Here is a 16,524-nt window from a genome sequence, read left to right on the forward strand (position 1 = left end):
CACTGGCTGCGCTGTGGATACATGGAAGGCAGTAAGGCGACACGGTCGGGCGACCCAGTGGGTCGCCCGACCAATTTTATGGAGAATGCTACGGAGCTTCTTCAATCGTGAGGTTGTACGCGCCTTCGCCCGAGTCGTCGTAGGTCGCGACTTCGACGTAGTAGGTTTCACCCGCCACGACTTCGACGGCTTCCAGCAGCGAATTGTAGGTATTGCCCGCCGATGAGTCGTCGTTTTCGGCCAACACTTCGCCTGCCGCGTCATAGAGGCGCAGGACGGTGTCGAATGTACCCGTTTCGTCGCCCAGCGCGATATTGATCGTGGCGTCGGATTCCGGCGTCAGCGTGTAGAACGCGCGCTCGCCGACAGCCAGCTCACCACTGACGGCGTCGCCAATCGCAATCGGGCCGGCATCGGTGAGCGGCGGCGCGGACGCTTCGTCCAACCACGCGACCGCGGCATCGAGCAGCACATCGCCTTCGGCGAAAACTGTTTCTTCCGTCACTGGGACGGCAATCGTCGGCGGCACGCCCGTGCCTTCGATGTGAATTTCGTTATCCGCGCCCACCGCACGCCCCACCGTGTACTGCGCGAACACGCCGTCCGGCATGGCGAATTCCTGAATGCCACCACCGAGGCCGCCCGTCGGGTAGAAGCCGATGACTTCCACGTTGTCGCGCAGCGTGAGCGTGTAGGTGAAGAATTCGCAGTTGCTGAAGCAGGCCGGGGAGATCAGCACGGCAATTGGCCCGAGGTAGCGATCCGCCGGATCGGGCGCGGGGACAATCGTCGTATCGTACAACGGATTTAGCTCAAACGCGTCGATGTCCGGGTAGTAGAATCCACTCGTCCCGGCATAGACTTCCTCTTCGAACAGGTAGCCGAGCATCGGGTTAGAGATGTCGGGCGAACCGCCGCCGTTGTAGCGCATGTCGATGATAATGCCGGACACGCCCGACGAATTGAACAATGCCAGCGCGCGCTGCCACAGCAGCACCGACGCGAGAATATCATCGCTGAAGCTGTAGATGGCGATATAGCCGTAGCCGTTGTCGAGGATTTCGTATTCGAGCGGCAAATTCGAGCTGCGCGGCTCACCATACACGTTCGAACGCGAGAATAGGCGGCTGGCGCTCTCTTCGATGGCCGTCAGCGTGACGGTCGTCGGTTCGCTGGCGCCCGGATTCTGGTACGTCAGTTCAACCTCGTCGCCGATGTTGAAGCGCATCACTTCACGAATCTGTTCCAGACGGCGCAGCACGTCGCTGCTGTACGGTGGGTTCAGGCCGGGCAGGTCGGCAATCGCGTCGGCGACCGGCGTGCCGTTGATTTCGAGGACTTCCGCGCCCAGTTCAATGCCTTCTTCGCTGGCGGGCGTGTCTTCGCCGACGTAGTTGGCGATGAAGCGACCATCGGTGAGTTCCACAATCGCCAGCCCCAGACCACCCATAATGCCCGGGGGCAGACCCTGCGAGAACAGGAACTGCGACCCAATGCCGAAGTGGCCATCTGGCACGGCGGTCTCGAAGAATTCCAGCAGCGTGAGCTGATACGCTTCTGAATCGTTGTTGGCTTCGGCTTCTTCAAAGCGCGGCAGGTATTCGGCGCGCAGCGCTTCCCAGTCGATGCCCTTCAGTTCGGTGAAGGCGTATTCGTTCTCCATCATGTCGATCATGCCGGAGAAGGCGTCGGCGTAGCCGAGGTTCGAGAAATCGGGCAGTTCTTCGCCCGCCGATTCGATCACGTCGACGGTCGCTTCGTTCGAGCGGATGAAGGTGAACGGATCGCTGTCGAGGTCGACCACGGTCCAACCCGCCGGAATACGCACAATCGGGTCATCTTCGGTGAAGATTTCACCGTCGTCGCCGAAGCCCGACGGGAAACCCTGCTGATCATCTGGCGCCCACACGAGCACGCGCCCACCGTTCACCTGATACAGCGTGGCGAAGTCGAGGCTCTGGTTGTTCGAGCGGTAGTAGATGAATTCGCGGTCGTCGATGAACGGGTCGTCGATACCGTTGAAGCTGAAGTTCATGTTGTACAGCGAAATCCCGGCATCTTCTTCACCGTCGTTGTCAACATCCGCGAGCACGCCACCGGGATCAATCGGCAGACGCAGCTCAAAGGAGAACGGCGATTCCGAAATCGGCGAGGTGATGGTCGCGAGGAACTACGGCGATTCCAGATTGAGGTATTCGGTTGAGAACTCGAATTCACCGCCGAAGATTTCCGACATATCGCCGAGGAACACAATCGGCTGCGTGCCAAAGTCCGGCAGGTTCGGGTTGGTGTAAGCCAACTGGCCCGTCACGAAGGTGACGCCACCTTCGTCATCCTGAAGTTCTGCATCCGGCATATCCTGCGCGGCGGCTGGCACCACAACCAGCAGCAGGAGGAAGACGACCAGAAGCATTCGTCTAAATTGCATCTTCGTTCCTTTGGGTAAAAATAAACCGACACAGAAACTCTACCACACCTTCACTCAGATGGGGGAACGACTATGTAATTTTGTGCAAATCGCGTAGGGCGTTAGTGGGGAGCCACTTAGGCAAATCATCTAGTCCCTAGTGACACTCGTCCGTTTTGGCGGTGATCTTGAGCACAGCGTTTTCCCGTCGCGCCAGCCTATAATCTGTCATATGAGGCATTGTCCAGCAGAACCGTGCATCCGAAGGAGGCTATCATGGATGCAACAGGGTCAGCACTGCCTTGGCAAGACATGCGCTGGCATCAAGAAGTATGGATCCTGCGTGCACCCCAGGTTCTCCCTCCGCGCAGTGATTCGGGGCGCAGCCCGTTCCGGCACCATTCCTCGTATCCACACCTTCTGTTCTATCCCTTCTCCACTGTCCCCACCGCGGGACGCCCAAACTATTGAGGGAATACTACAATGCAAGCTATGCAGGGTATCCAAGTATTCGAGCAAGTCCTCATCCTCGTTGTCCTCGCTACCGCCTTCATTGCTCTGGGTTATGCCTACTGGCTGGCCCGCCAAACCTTCTCGGCTGATAAAGGCAGCCAACTGATGCAGCGCGTCTGGGGGTTCATCAAGGACGGCGCGAACGCCTACCTCCGCACGCAGCTGCGCACCATTGCTATTCTGATTGTCGTTCTGACCATTGCTATGTTCCTGAGCGTCGCCCTTGTCAAGCCGACGGGAGAAGCCAATGAGCTCTTCTGCCCGGCGGACGTCGAGGCCGCTTATGCCCTTGATATCAGCACCTATGCCCCGGGAGGAATCACCGAAGCCAATGTTCTGGCGGCGCTCGCGCTCCGCGCCGAGACGCCCAAGCAAATCGCCACCAATTACGGTTACGCCGACTTCAATCCGGAACGTGTCGCCGCGCGCGTCGAGTGTCCCTCGGCAGTGACGGGCGTCGCCACCGGGCGCGCGCTCGCCTTTGCGATGGGCGCAATTTTCTCCGCGACCGTCGGCTTCATGGGCATGAATATGGCCGTGCAGGGCAACGTGCGCGTCGCCGCGGCCAGCCGCGTGAGCTTTAAGCGCGCGCTGACCATCGCCTATCGCTCCGGCACGATCACCGGCATGCTGACTGACGGCCTCGGTCTGCTCGGCGGCACGCTGATTTTCATCATTTTCGGCAAGGCGTCGCCGGATGTACTGCTCGGCTTCGGCTTCGGCGGCACACTCCTCGCGCTGTTCATGCGTGTGGGCGGCGGCATCTACACCAAGGCGGCGGATGTCGGGGCGGATCTGGTCGGCAAAGTCGAAGCAGATCTCCCAGAAGACGATCCGCGCAACGCGGCGGTGATCGCCGATCTCGTCGGTGACAACGTCGGCGACTGCGCCGGGATGGCCGCCGATATCTTCGAAAGCTACGAAGTGACCATCGTCTCCAGCCTGATCCTCGGCCTCGCGCTCACCTCGCTGACCGGGCAGTTATTCTGGATCGTACTGCCGCTGCTCGTCCGTGGCATCGGCGTCGTCAGTTCGATTATTGGAACGTACACCGTTTCGATGTGGAAAGTCGACGATGCTGAAGAAGCGATGTACAAGAGCTACGAAATCTCCAGCGCCATCACCATCATCTCGACCTTCCTGCTCGCCGTGTTCTATGCAGGCGCGCAAGACCCCGGCGGTGATTTACTGTCGCACCTGTCGCTCGGCGCGATGGTGGCCATCGGCGTCGCGCTGGCGGTCGCTTTCAACCCGCTGACCGCGTTCGCGACCAGCGCCAAGAGCCCCCGTGTCCAGAAGATCGCCAAATCGACGGTCTTTGGTCCGGCGCTCGTCATCCTCGAAGGCGTGTCGCTCGGTTACATGTCGAGCGTGTGGTCAGCCATTGTGATCGTAGCGAGCATCCTCGCTTCGGTGCTCGTGTTCAGCGTCAACTTCCCGCAGGAATGGGCGCTCCCGGTGTTTAGTGTGGGCGCGCTGATCGCGGTCGTCGCCATCATCCGCGGCTTCCTCAAGAAAGACGTGGTGAGCGGCATCTTCCAGGCGCTGTGGATCATGGTCTTCGCGCTCTTCCTCATCAGCATGCGCGATGTGGGTGCGGACAACCGCTTCGTGTATACCCTGTTCGGCGTCACGCTGATCGGCGTCGGTATGCTCTCGCACACCGGCAATAACGTCTCGATGGACACGTTCGGCCCCATTTCCGATAATGCGAATGGGATTGCGGAACTGGCGGGCGAAGACTTCGACGACAACGCCCGGCAAATCCTTGCCGACCTCGACGCGGCGGGCAACACCACCAAAGCGATCACCAAAGGTATCGCCATCGGTTCGGCGGTCATCGCCGCGGTCTCGCTGTTTGGCTCGTTCTTCATCGACATTGAACGCGTCATGCCGGAAGAACGCCTCGCCACTTTCACCCGCTCGATCAACCTGGCCGATCCCATCGTGTTCATCGGCGTGCTGCTCGGCGCGTGCCTCCCGTTGATCTTCGGCAGTCTGCTGATCAAGGCCGTCAACCGCGCGGCAGGCTACATCATGGCCGAAGTCCGGCGGCAGCTGGCAATTCCGGAAATCATGAAGGGCGAACGCACGCCCGATTACGCGCAGGCCGTGTCGATCTCCACGCGCGCCGCGCAAACGGAGTTGATCCCGCTCGGCTTGATCGCCATTCTCTCCCCCATCGTGATCGGGCTGCTGCTCAAGGAACAGGCGCTCGGCGGTTTCCTCGTCGGCGTGATCGTCTCCGGGCAGCTCCAAGCAGTATTCATGGCGAACGCGGGCGGTGCGTGGGATAACGCCAAGAAATACATCGAAGATGGCAATATGGGTGGGAAAGGCAGCGCCAACCACAAAGCCAGCGTCGTCGGCGACACCGTTGGCGATCCGTTCAAGGATACAGCGGGTCCGGCGCTCAACCCGATGATCAAGGTGATCAATCTGGTCGCGCTGATCATGGCGCCGCTGGTCGTGCAGACCCAGGCCGCCGATGCGACCCTCCCGGTGGTGATCATCTCGCTGATCGGCATTGTACTCATCGTCCTGAGCATCCGCCGCAGCGACCGCGACACTGACACGGTCGAAATCGCCGCCCCGCCCAAGGAACTCAAGAAGGCGCATGCGCCCGCGGGCGATTAAAGTAGGCTAGCGTAAGAAACCCATGAAAGATTGTAGGGGCGCACCTACGTGTGCGCCCACATCCGGGCAGACACATAGGTCTGCCCCTACACGACAATTTTCGAGTTCTGTAGAAATCAGATATGGGATTGTAGGGGCGCACGGCCGTGCGCCCCTACGAGAAAGTTCCCGGGTTTTCTAAGAGCTACAGGACAGAACATCAAGAACACAGTAACTGACACTGGGGACGACTGAACGCCCCCATCAAAATTGATGTATATGAAGGTGTGAACCACGATGGACAAGAATCCCGATCCCCTGCAGCAGTTGCAAGCCGCCGCCCAAATTCGCAGCGGCACGAACTTCAAACGCGAACTGATCGCCGAGATGCAGTTGGATCGGGATTTGGAACTGCTGCGCACCTGGCAGTCCGCGCGGCTCGCCGCGACCTACGCCGATCTGCTGGCCGACCCGCGCTTTCATCCAGCCTGCGCCTTTTTCCTGAGCGATCTGTATGCCGCGCGTGACTTTAGCCAGCGCAACTACGACGTGCAGCGCCTGCATCACCTGCTCTCGCCGCTTCTGCCGCCGCGCGTGGTCAAAGTCATGGAAGACGCGCTCACGCTCACCAAAATGACCGATCAACTCGATCAGCAGTTGGTGCGCGTGCTCATCGATCAACTCGACGTAACCGACTGCATCGACGGCGCGACCTACGCCGAAGGCTACCGCCGCTGCGCCAATGCGGACGCCCGCCACCAGCAAATCGATCTGCTCGTCAAAGTCGTGCGCGAAGTCAATGCCTTGGCGCATCTGCCCATGGTGAACTTCGGGCTGAAACTGGCTGAACCGCTGGCGCATCGCCTCGGCTGGGAAGAGATCTACGACTTTCTCCGGCGTGGCTATGCCGCATTCGCGCACATCCGCAGCATTGACCCGTTCGCGCAGGCCATCGAAACCCGTGAGAAACGCATTTTGCAGCAGATCTGGGATCGCCTACCTGACCCGTTTGTCACTTCTGAATGACAGTTGAGCACACCAAACAATGAGCGGCATCACGACCGTTGAGAGCGAAGTCCCGTTCGGGCACACGCTGTATGTTTGTCTGCACCTGAATAACCTGCCGTTGAACCGAGTCGTTCAGCATGACCAGATGGAGAAGACCTACCTCGCCTGGGAGACCGTGCGGCGCGAATGTAATCCGTATTTCGAAGACGGGACGGGCTTTGAGGGGTACTTCGTGGGACGCTGCGATGACCCGGAAGCAGCGCTCGACGCCATCCTCAACATCAACCAGCACATTCTCGATGCCATCGCCCGCCTGTACCGCTTTGAATACGGCTTCCAGACGCGGCTGTTCAAAACCCTGACCCGTGAATACCCGGACGAAGAGGCAATTCACATCTGGTCAGCGTACTTTGGCGCGGAATTAGGGCGACTGCGGGTGCATGTCCTGCAGGATGCCAAAGCCCAGGAATTTCAGCGCCAAACCTACAAGATCATCAGCATGCTGCCGCCGATCACCTATCACGAGACTGACCACGATGTCACTCAGGTTTTCAGCGTCGGGTCGCTGCCGACACCCCACTACGACAAAATCGTGGTGAACTCCGATACGCTCAAACCTGATCAACAGGATGCGTGGTTGGTCGCGCAGAACATCGGCGCGTTTGGTCATCCGCTCGTCCGCAAATTCCTCGACCGGATCTCCCCGCTCGGCTTCTAGTGTCTCGTCGATGGCAGATTGCAAGTGCGGCTGCGACGCACGCTGCCATGCGGCCATGAATCGAGTTACCCTGACCCACGCCTGCTGTAAATTGGGGTTTCTTTACGCTATTACAACTATTTTTACCAACCTCACGCGACATCTGACTGCAACCTACGGTTTATACAACAAAGACGGATGAAGCAGGAGCAAGCGTGAGCCAAAACCAGCCGGAATCCAGCCAAACGCGGGCGCGCAAAGCCTGCCAGCGGGACTGTTTAACGGGCAGTTACCAGTCTACGTGAACGTCGTATCAGTACGAAAGTACTTGCGGCACTCTAGACGACATATACGGGGGTCAGAGCATCCAGCCACCCTGACAAAGGCATGGTTCTAGTACTGTTGTCAGAAACCGATCGGATGCAGGGCTACAAGCGTGCAGGCTACACTCGTTCATACTGAAATTCATACGCTTATCTCAGCCAATCATGCTGAAGATCATGAATTTCATGTAAAATCGATAGAAGCGAGTGCTTGGTTTGTTCGCCTTTACTCATTCTATCGGGTAGCGATGTCTCTATATAGTGTATTTACCGCATTCTTCCTCCTGACAGTCGATACGGCAGATACTGTATCCCTGCAAGTGGATGTACGACTGCTCATCAAGCGAGCTCAGACCGGAGATCGCGAAGCAGTGGGGGCGCTGTATCAGGCATACTCCCAATCGATTTACCGGTATGTCATCGCCCGGGTGCGCAGCGCCGAAGACGCGGAGGACATTACATCAGAAGTCTTCATCAGCATGGTCAAAGGCCTAGCATCGTACCAGATCACAGAAGCTCCCTTCGCCGCTTGGCTCTATCGGATCGCGGCATCGCGGGTCGCGGATCATTATCGCGCCCGCCAGCGCCAGCCGATCAGCGAGTTGACCGAGAGTCTCCCTGATGATCTCACTTTACCCGAAGATCAAATGCTGCAAAAGCAGTCCTTTGATCGACTGCGCGCAGCCTTAGGACAGCTTTCTGAAGAACACCAGACGATTCTGATTCTGCGGTTTGTTGATCGCAAGAGTCACGAGGAAGTTGCCGCCATCTTGGGCAAGTCGATGACTGCAGTCAAAAGCGCTCAGCATCGGGCGCTGGAACACCTCACATCGATCCTGGGTGGGGAGTCAAAAAGCCGTCACTATTTAAGGGGCATCCATGAGTGAGATGCGCAACACCCCTGAACAACTCGCCGCGCGCCTCGACCGCGTGCTGCCACCGGGGACGACCTTTACGCCCCCGCGCACCAAAGACCCGCTGGTCAACACCGCCATTGACGTCGCAGCCACCCCGTTCCCAGCGCTCTCCAACGAAGTGAGTAAGCGCATCGAGGCCCGGATGCTTGCCGCTTTCGACCAGCGGTATCCGGCGCAAAACGGCAAAGTACACGCCAACGGAGCGCGCCCGTCGACCGCCCAACCGTCCATCGCCCCGGTGCCCAAACAGCGCCGTTCACCCGTGCCCATTCTGGTTCGCTGGGCCGCGGCCGCCGTACTCATTCTCGTCATTCTCAGCGGTGGCTTAAGCGCCGCGTCCGCATCGGCTGTGCCGGGCGACACATTGTATCCCGTGAAACGCGCCGTCGAACAAGTCGAACTGGTCTTCGCGCGCACGTCCGCCGACCGCGCCGAAGTGCTGCTCCAGCAGGCGCGGCGCCGCGCCGAAGAAGCGCTGGTCCTCACTGTGCGCCGCGAAGACACGAACACCGTTCTTATGGAAGCTCGGCAGAACCTTAACGAAGCCGAGCGGCTCGCCCCGGAACTCATGACGCAGCCAGCGTTTGCGCAGAGTATCACCGCCATCAACGCGGTGATCGACGCGGTGGATGGCAGCAGTGTGCCACCCGGTCAAGCGCCAGAAGGCGAACAACCATCCGGTCTCCCGCTCCTCGCCGAGTCAGAGACGCCAACGCCATCTGTGACGCCCAGCCCAACCCGCACGCCGCGCACGCGTGTGCCCGCCACAGATGAGACAGACGAATCCGCGAGTGCGACCCGCACGCCGCGCCCGACGAACACGCCACGCCCGACGCACGTCCCGCCGACTCAGGCGCAAGGTGGTCAGCAGGCAACCAACCCGCCGCAGGGTAATCCGCCGGCAGATCCCGGGAATGGCAATAGTCAGCAGGCGACCAACTGCCCGGGTAACTCGTGCAGCGCTCAGGCGACTAATCCGCCGCAGGGTAATCCACCCGCTGATCCGGGCGGAGGCAATCCTCCGGTCGATCCGGGTGGCGGCAACAACGGTAACAATGGTAATGGCAGCGCAGCTAACCCGCCGGGGGATCCCCCCGGCGTTGCTGATCAAGGCAATGGAAACTCCAATGCTGGCGGCAACGGGAACAACGGCAACAATGGCGGAATGGGAACGGCTAAGCGCCAGCTGAATAGACTTTATTGCGGACTCATCAAAGCCAACAACTTAGTTTAGAAACGACAACGGGGACGAATGAGAGGCGTCCCCGTTGTCATAGCTGAGATAGACAGTTAGTGGTGGTCTGGGTTCACTGCATCTGCCTACCTCGCATGCGCCAGACCGAGCGGTCGCCGCATGTTTGCAGTGAATGGCAAATCAGCTTTAGTGCTGCAACAACTCTATACACGAGCATTCGGTTGGGTTGGAGTTGTCACGTATATAAACGACTTGCCGCCGCCAATGTCGCACAAAAACCGTAAAAGTTTGAGTTTTGCTGGTGAATCAGTCCAAGCTTGGGACATTCACTGCCCACAATGTGATTCCGGTGGCAGCGTCCACCCTCACTAACCAGCGTCCCTCAGCCGCGAAAAATGCTGTATCCGGTGGCATGCGTTCACTTATTCTTCCGTGCTGATTGCCCCGAAAATCAACGATCTCGGTGCTCAATTCATCCATAGGTACACGCAGAAAACCAGTACCATCGGGCAGTAAAAGCGGAAGCGCCGGAGTGAACACATTGGTATCCGGCAGACGATCACCGACTATCGTTGCGTTAGCGATATCCCATAGCGCGGGCAAACTATCGAGCAGCACTTGGCGACTGTCCGGGCTGAACTGCAATATCGAACTAGCGTAAACGATGGCGGGCAACGCAGTGACTGCCGTGTCATTCAGTGTGAGCGTTATGGCCGGGTTGTTGGTATCCCACAGGAAGGGCAGCACAGTACCCGATACATCCGGATTACGGACAGTGATCAGCAAATGACGCCCATCGGGACTCCACTCGCTCTGGACATAATTCTCGCGCCAGGCGATTTCTTTCAGGAGCACGCCAGTGGCTCTGTCGTACAACCTGCCAATCGTGGTATATGTGACGAACACCCGGCTGTAATCAGCATTGAAGGTTGCGTGGCGCGGCGCTCCCACGTAAACATTTTGCGACTGCAAAGTGGCGACCACTTCGCGCAAGCTAATATCGTAGATAACGTCCCCGATGAGCCCAAGGTGTGCTTCAGGCTCGGAAAATTGCTCGATCCCATCCATTACTTCGCCCGTGAGTCGCTCGACAATCGTTCCCGTCGCCACATCGATAAGCGTGAGTCCTGTTGCAGTCGTCACGGTGGTTCCATAACTACCCGTGCGTGTGGTCATGATCAGGGAACGTTCATCATGAGAAAAGGCTGAAGTATTCAGTCCATAGGGCAGCGGCACCGAAGCATATTCTGTCCCGCGTTCCAGCATAAAGGGAATTCCGACACAGCTATCAGTCAGGTCAACCGCATCCCAACTCAGCCACGCACGTTGTCCATCAGTACTGACCTGCACCCAACGGCGATTTGGAGTGAGGGCACGCACATCAAATCGTTCATCCATTAGCGGATAGCGGATCGGTGTTGCATCAACACGGGGTTCGGCGCGCAGAGTGGTACTACTAACCATGATCCGCGCTGCGCAATCGTCCGCAGGCACATTAATCGAACCGCCACCCAGAGCGAACAACTCATCCAAGCGCCAGAAGCGTGCGAAATTATCGCCATTCTGGATCCATTCTCCGCGGATCGCCAGCCACGTGAGTTCAGGGCTGAGCGTTATTTCCAACGGGTAGTCTACGAAGTAGCGTCGCGGTGGCTCAGGTAGCAGAAAAGGTCTCCACGTGCGAGCCCCTAAATCGACTAACCACAGCACGTCAGGCTGGCTTGTGATAATCGCGGCGCGCATACCATCGGAACTTATGTGAATGACGGGCGGAACAACCGTGTGATCGTTGCGGTAGGGCGTGGGCGTCGGCGTTGTGACGGCGGTCAGCGGCTCACCTTCCACCCACTCGGTTGCCAAAGTCCTCAAGTCAAACTGAAAAACAGGCACGAGCTCGGCAGCATTTTCGATGGTAATGACGGGTGGCGGCATCACGGCTTGAGCTGATATCCCGCCGCTCCCAAGCATTATTGCGAAAGTAGACGTGATAATAACTATCATCTGGCGCAAACGCGTACGTAACATGCTGAGGCTCCCGGTCGTGTGAAAAAGCGGCATGTAACTTCCATATCAGTCTAAAGAGGCAGCAGTACGGGCGCCGTACGCGGCCCCGATGCGAATGCGCCGTAAGAGCTACGCCTAGGCTACGACACTCCAAATATTCCAAGTGGGTTACTGTTCGTGAGGAAGTCATAGTTGCTGGTGCTTGTTGGCGTAAAACCAAGGGGGCGTATCAATCCCTGTGCCAATGCGCACGGTGCGACCACCATAGTGATCGCACCGTGCGCCTGCGGACGTGGGCTAGACCCCACGCCGCTTACCGTTCGGGTTAGGGGTTCCCGTTGGCGGGCTTCTGCGGTTCTGGCTGCGCCAATACCTGCGCAATCGGGCGCAGATCGAGCCACCATTGGCGGCGCGGGCGCTGATGCGTCTGGTCGACCATGCGCGCCATGTCTTCGATGTTGTGGATGCGCGTTTCGCCCGCCTCGATGCCGATGAAGGCGCTCGTCGGCGTGTCACTCTGCGCCTGCTCAATCAGATAGCCGATGCAGCGCACGGCGAGGCGCGTCGCATGAATCCGATCAAACGGGGATGGATCCCCACCCTGCTGCACATGCCCGAGGATGGTTTGGCGCACGTCAAACAGCTCACCGCCTTCCTGCTCGAACAATGACGCCATGAACTGCGACGTATAGATCGGATTGGCATTCTCGTTGCGGATCATGAGGCCGAGCCGTTTCCCATTCCGGAAGCCGTACCGCAGTTGATCCAGATCCGTTTGCAGATCCCTGAGCGTGATGCCTTCTTCGGGGAGATAGACGCGCTCCGCGCCCGTCGCCAGGCCGCTCATCAGCGCCAGATAGCCGCAGTTGCGCCCCATCACTTCGACCACAAAGCAGCGGCGCTGCGCAATCGCCGACTGCTTGATGCGATCCACCGCCCAGACGATATTGTTGAGCGCGGTATCCGCGCCGATGCTGAGATCCGAACCGGGCAGGTTGTTATTGATCGACGCGGGCAGGCAGATCGTCGGCATATTGAACGCCGGGAAGTTGTCGACTTCTCGGTGCAGTTGGTACGCGCCCTGATACGCCGACCACCCGCCGATGATCAGCAGCGCCTGAATGTCGAATTTCTCAATGGTGCGGGCGATGTGATAGAAGTCGCGGCCGCTGGGAACGGTACGATTCGCGCCCAATTCCGAGCCGCCGACCGACGCCCAGCCATTGACGCTCATCCAGTCCATTTCACGCACCGTACCGTCGATCAAACCCTGAAAACCGTTGGTCACGCCGAGCATGATGTGCCCTTGATCCAGCCCACTGCGCACCGCCGCGCGGATGGCGGTGTTCATGCCGGAGGCGGGCGCGCCGGAGTTCATCACGGCGATGCGCAGCCGCTTCTGGCCGGGCTGCGGCGGATGTGGCAGCGCGCGTAGGAGCACCTGCAGCGTGTTGTAAGTCTGCTTGAAGCTCGTGCCGCGCAGTTCCATCGCCTTTTCGTAGTCGTGCGCCGCAATGGCCGCCGCCACCGCGCGCGTCTGCTCCACGCACTTCATGAGCGGCGCTTGCACAATGCGATTATTGCGCAAACCGATCAACTGCGGCTCGGTTTCCGGCGTAGCGTTGAGCACGGCATCGACCGCCGCCGCGCCCATGCGCGTACCGAGGTTGCGGTCAAACGCGGTCGGCGTCCCGCCGCGCTGCACGTGACCGAGCACGGTGATCCGCACATCTTCATTGAATTTCTCTTGCAGCACCTTCTTGACATGCGCGCTGTCGATGGGCTTGCCGTTGCAGTCCTGCGCGCCTTCGGCGATGATCACGATGCTGTCACGCCGTCCCGCCTCGCGTCCTGCTTTGAGGTCGGCACACATTTTGTCTTCCCAGACATCGGCATCCGGCGGATTCTCGGGAATGAGCACGTAATCCGCTCCCGTCGCGATGCCGCCCATCAAGGCAAGATAACCGCAGTTGCGCCCCATCACCTCGACGACGAACGTGCGCTGATGGCTGGCCGCCGTGCTGCTGATCGCATCGACCGCTTCGGTGATGCGGTGCAGCGCGGTATCCGCGCCGATCGTCATGTCGGTGCCGTACATGTCATTGTCAATCGACCCCACGAGGCCGATGATCGTTAGGTGTGTATGCTGGTCGGCGACTTCACGCGTGATTTCACCCGCAGTGACCAACTCTTCAAGCAGCGTGCCCCACTCGCGGCGGAATACATCCGCCCCGGTCAGGCTGCCATCACCGCCGATGATGATCAGGTTATCGATCTCGTGCTTGAGTAGGTTGAGCGCGGCGATCCGGCGCCCTTCGTGCGTGCGAAACGCATCGCAGCGCGCCGTGCCGATGATCGTACCGCCCCGGTGCAGGATACCGCCAACCGCATCCCACGACAGCTTGCGGATGAAGTCTGCCCCGTTGATCAAGCCCTGATAACCTTCGTAGATCGCATAGACATCCACGCCGCGATTCAGTGCGATGCGCACAATTGAGCGAATCGCGGCATTCATTCCCGGCGCATCACCGCCGCTCGTCATTACCGCCAGCCGTTTATTCATAGTGGGATGTTCCTCCAATGCCTGTATCAGTGTTCGTGCAGCGCGGCGCTGACCGTATGGAGAGCCGCGAGATGGAGCAGATCGTCGTCGAGCGGTTTGGCTTGGCCGACCACCTCGGCAAACGGGACTGCATGAATAGCTCCGTGAGTAAAACCAAAAACGACGCCGGATTCGCCGCGGACCAACGCGTCGACGGCCTGCGCGCCTAAGCGGGTCGCCAGCAGGCGATCATACGCGCTCGGGGCGGCGTGACGCTGCGCATGCGCGATCTGATGGCCTTGCAGCTTGCGCTCCTGCGCCAGACTGGAAGCCCGGACGCGCACCGCATCATAGGTGGCTTCCGCCGCCACGATGATCGGATCACCGGCCTCGGTCAGCGCGGCCACGTTGGCGACATTGCGCACGAGTTCGCCATCGGTCTCGGGCAGGATGACCGCCGCCGCGCCGCCGACCACCGCCGACATGAGCGCCAGATAGCCGGAACTGCGCCCGGCCACTTCGATCAGATGCAGCAGATGCCCCGTCGGCGTGGATGCGCGTAGATAGTCGATTTTATCCAACGCAATGTTAAGCGCGCTGTCCGTGCCGATGATCATTTCTAGACCGGCGACATCATTTTCAACCGATGCGGCGATGCCGTTGACGGGCAGCCCGCTCTGGGCGAACGCCTGCGCCGCCGCCTGTGTCTCCCGCCCGCCAATGAAGATCAGCGCATCGACGCGCGTCTCCGTCAGGCAGTGGCGGGCGATATTCATGCCCGTCTCCGTCAGCATCGGGCGCGTATCCATGCACCCTAACAGGCTGCCGCCGCGCGGACTAATGCCGTCGACGGTACGCGCGGTCAGCGGGATACAATCTTCTGGCAGCAAGTCGCCATCCGTGTCACAAATGCCGATCACCTGCCAGCCCAGTTCCAACGCGCGGCGGGTTACGCTGCGCAGCGCCGCGTTCATCCCCGGCGCGGGGTCGTCACCAGTCACAATTGCTAGTCGCTGGTTCATAGCCGATCAACTCCTCGGGCAAAACGCTGACGGCGCGGTTTCCCGGCCGTCAGCGGTCTGCACATTAGGCTAGATGAGGCGGGTGTCCCGACTTCACGTCAGGAACATGGGCATCCCCAATACATGGCGCACACGCGGACGATAGCAATCCGTATCATACAACTCTGGGACGTTGACGCGTTTCTTGCCCTGCGCCACCGTCGAAAGCGGGACATCACTGTACACGCCGCGCTGCAAGCACACCAAACGCCCACTTTCGCCGCGCTCAATGAGGCTCAGCGCTACGTGCGCGAAGTTCGCCGCGACCATCAGGTCGAGCGAGTCCGGTGCGCCGCTGCGCATCAAGTAAGCCAGCTGCTGGTAGATAATGTTCTGCCCGGTCAGCTCCTTAAGCGCATCGCCAACCGACTGCCCGACGCCACCCAGCTTGCGATGACCGAAGGCATCTTCTTTGCCGCCTTCGATCACCTGCCCCTCCAGCGGATGAGCCCCTTCCGACACGGTGATCATGGCGTAGTTGCTCGGGTTCTGGTGCTTGTCTTCCAGCACCAAGCGAGCGAGCTTGTGGATGTCAAACGGCACTTCCGAAATCAGCGCGCGATCCACGCCCGCCAGATACGCCGCAATCAGCGACGTTTCGCCGGAATTGCGCCCGAACAACTCAATCACCGCGATGCGCTCGTGCGACCCGGCGGAGGTGCGCAGCGCATGGATAAATTCCACACTGCGCGTCACGGCGGTCGAAAAACCGATGCAGTAATCCGTCCCGTAAACGTCGTTATCCATCGTCTTCGGGATGGCGATCACGCGGACGCCTTCGCGCGCCAGTCGTTCGCCATAGCTGAGCGTATCATCACCGCCTATCGGAATCAGGCAGTCGATCCCCAACGTCTCGATCACACGCAGAATATGCGGCGTGATATCGTGGGTCTTCGCCTCCGGTTTCAGCGGCACGTTGGCAAAAGCAGGAATTTCATCCGGTTTCATGTTCGCAGGGTTCGTCCGCGATGTATGCAGGAATGTGCCGCCGCTGCGATCTACCCGGCGGACGGTCTCTTTCGTGAGTGGGAACACCCAAGATCGCGTGCTGTCGTCGTCCGGGTTGATTTGCACCAAGCCGCGCCAGCCGCGCCGAATTCCTAGAACGTCGTAACCATTATCAAGCGCCCGATTTACGATGGCTTTGATGGCGGGGTTTAACCCGGGAACATCACCGCCACCCGTCAATACTGCGATCCGCATGGCTATGCTCCTAACGTTTCAAGGTCTTCAATGTTGGT

Annotated in this window: 11 protein-coding genes; 5 read left to right on the forward strand and 6 right to left on the reverse strand. The window is 59.5% G+C overall.

The genetic code is table 11. From position 1 onward, the window contains the following. Window positions 1-88: 88 nt before the first annotated feature. Window positions 89-2,092, reverse strand: a complete 2,004-nt coding sequence (locus IPK17_RS27075) for a S41 family peptidase (protein WP_343420814.1) — start codon at window positions 2,090-2,092, stop codon at window positions 89-91. Between the two features lie 78 nt (window positions 2,093-2,170). Then, on the reverse strand, window positions 2,171-2,428 hold the full coding sequence (locus IPK17_RS27080; protein WP_343420815.1) for a hypothetical protein: 258 nt from the start codon (window positions 2,426-2,428) through the stop codon (window positions 2,171-2,173). 471 nt (window positions 2,429-2,899) lie between these two features. Here IPK17_RS27080 and IPK17_RS27085 point away from each other — a divergent pair, with 471 nt between their 5' ends. The 5 genes from IPK17_RS27085 to IPK17_RS27105 all read left to right on the forward strand — a co-directional run bounded on the left by IPK17_RS27085 (window position 2,900) and on the right by IPK17_RS27105 (window position 9,715). Then, entirely contained in the window at window positions 2,900-5,557 is a 2,658-nt protein-coding gene (locus tag IPK17_RS27085; RefSeq protein WP_502749419.1) for a sodium-translocating pyrophosphatase, read from the forward strand. Between the two features lie 276 nt (window positions 5,558-5,833). Then, entirely contained in the window at window positions 5,834-6,562 is a 729-nt protein-coding gene (locus IPK17_RS27090) for an FFLEELY motif protein (protein ID WP_343420817.1), read from the forward strand. Window positions 6,563-6,581: 19 nt separating this feature from the next. Next, window positions 6,582-7,262 (forward strand): hypothetical protein, encoded by a 681-nt coding sequence (locus IPK17_RS27095; protein ID WP_343420818.1) that lies wholly within the window; start codon window positions 6,582-6,584, stop codon window positions 7,260-7,262. Window positions 7,263-7,677: 415 nt separating this feature from the next. Then, complete coding sequence (locus IPK17_RS27100) at window positions 7,678-8,451, forward strand: RNA polymerase sigma factor (protein WP_343420819.1); 774 nt, start codon at window positions 7,678-7,680, stop codon at window positions 8,449-8,451. Further along, the gene (locus IPK17_RS27105; RefSeq protein ID WP_343420820.1) at window positions 8,444-9,715 is read left to right on the forward strand and encodes a DUF5667 domain-containing protein; all 1,272 of its coding nucleotides are present in this window, start codon (window positions 8,444-8,446) and stop codon (window positions 9,713-9,715) included. The genes IPK17_RS27100 and IPK17_RS27105 overlap by 8 nt, the downstream gene beginning before the upstream one ends. Window positions 9,716-9,982: 267 nt before the next feature. Here the strand turns inward: IPK17_RS27105 and IPK17_RS27110 are convergent, their stop codons facing one another. The 4 genes from IPK17_RS27110 to IPK17_RS27125 form a co-directional block, all read right to left on the reverse strand. Beyond that, window positions 9,983-11,701, reverse strand: a complete 1,719-nt coding sequence (locus tag IPK17_RS27110) for a WD40 repeat domain-containing protein (RefSeq protein WP_343420821.1) — start codon at window positions 11,699-11,701, stop codon at window positions 9,983-9,985. Between the two features lie 304 nt (window positions 11,702-12,005). Further along, a complete protein-coding gene (locus IPK17_RS27115) occupies window positions 12,006-14,243 on the reverse strand; it encodes a 6-phosphofructokinase (RefSeq protein WP_343420822.1) in 2,238 nt (745 codons plus the stop codon). 26 nt (window positions 14,244-14,269) lie between these two features. Continuing rightward, window positions 14,270-15,244, reverse strand: coding sequence for a 6-phosphofructokinase (locus IPK17_RS27120; protein WP_343420823.1), 975 nt, complete (start codon window positions 15,242-15,244; stop codon window positions 14,270-14,272). A 93-nt stretch (window positions 15,245-15,337) separates the two neighbouring features. Continuing rightward, window positions 15,338-16,486 carry a 6-phosphofructokinase gene (locus tag IPK17_RS27125; RefSeq protein ID WP_343420824.1) on the reverse strand — a complete coding sequence of 383 codons (1,149 nt, stop codon included), beginning with the start codon at window positions 16,484-16,486 and terminating at the stop codon, window positions 15,338-15,340. Window positions 16,487-16,524 lie beyond the last annotated feature (38 nt).

The organism is Candidatus Flexifilum breve, from assembly GCF_016713355.1.

What these genes read in the sequence shown, in the direction of transcription:
- IPK17_RS27115 (WP_343420822.1), bottom strand. Translation starts at nt 14,243, where the DNA reads ATGAATAAACGGCTGGCGGTAATGACGAGCGGCGGTGATGCGCCGGGA.
- IPK17_RS27120 (WP_343420823.1), bottom strand. Translation starts at nt 15,244, where the DNA reads ATGAACCAGCGACTAGCAATTGTGACTGGTGACGACCCCGCGCCGGGG.
- IPK17_RS27105 (WP_343420820.1), top strand. Translation starts at nt 8,444, where the DNA reads ATGAGTGAGATGCGCAACACCCCTGAACAACTCGCCGCGCGCCTCGAC.
- IPK17_RS27085 (WP_502749419.1), top strand. Translation starts at nt 2,900, where the DNA reads ATGCAGGGTATCCAAGTATTCGAGCAAGTCCTCATCCTCGTTGTCCTC.
- IPK17_RS27125 (WP_343420824.1), bottom strand. Translation starts at nt 16,486, where the DNA reads ATGCGGATCGCAGTATTGACGGGTGGCGGTGATGTTCCCGGGTTAAAC.
- IPK17_RS27080 (WP_343420815.1), bottom strand. Translation starts at nt 2,428, where the DNA reads ATGCAATTTAGACGAATGCTTCTGGTCGTCTTCCTCCTGCTGCTGGTT.
- IPK17_RS27090 (WP_343420817.1), top strand. Translation starts at nt 5,834, where the DNA reads ATGGACAAGAATCCCGATCCCCTGCAGCAGTTGCAAGCCGCCGCCCAA.
- IPK17_RS27110 (WP_343420821.1), bottom strand. Translation starts at nt 11,701, where the DNA reads ATGTTACGTACGCGTTTGCGCCAGATGATAGTTATTATCACGTCTACT.
- IPK17_RS27095 (WP_343420818.1), top strand. Translation starts at nt 6,582, where the DNA reads ATGAGCGGCATCACGACCGTTGAGAGCGAAGTCCCGTTCGGGCACACG.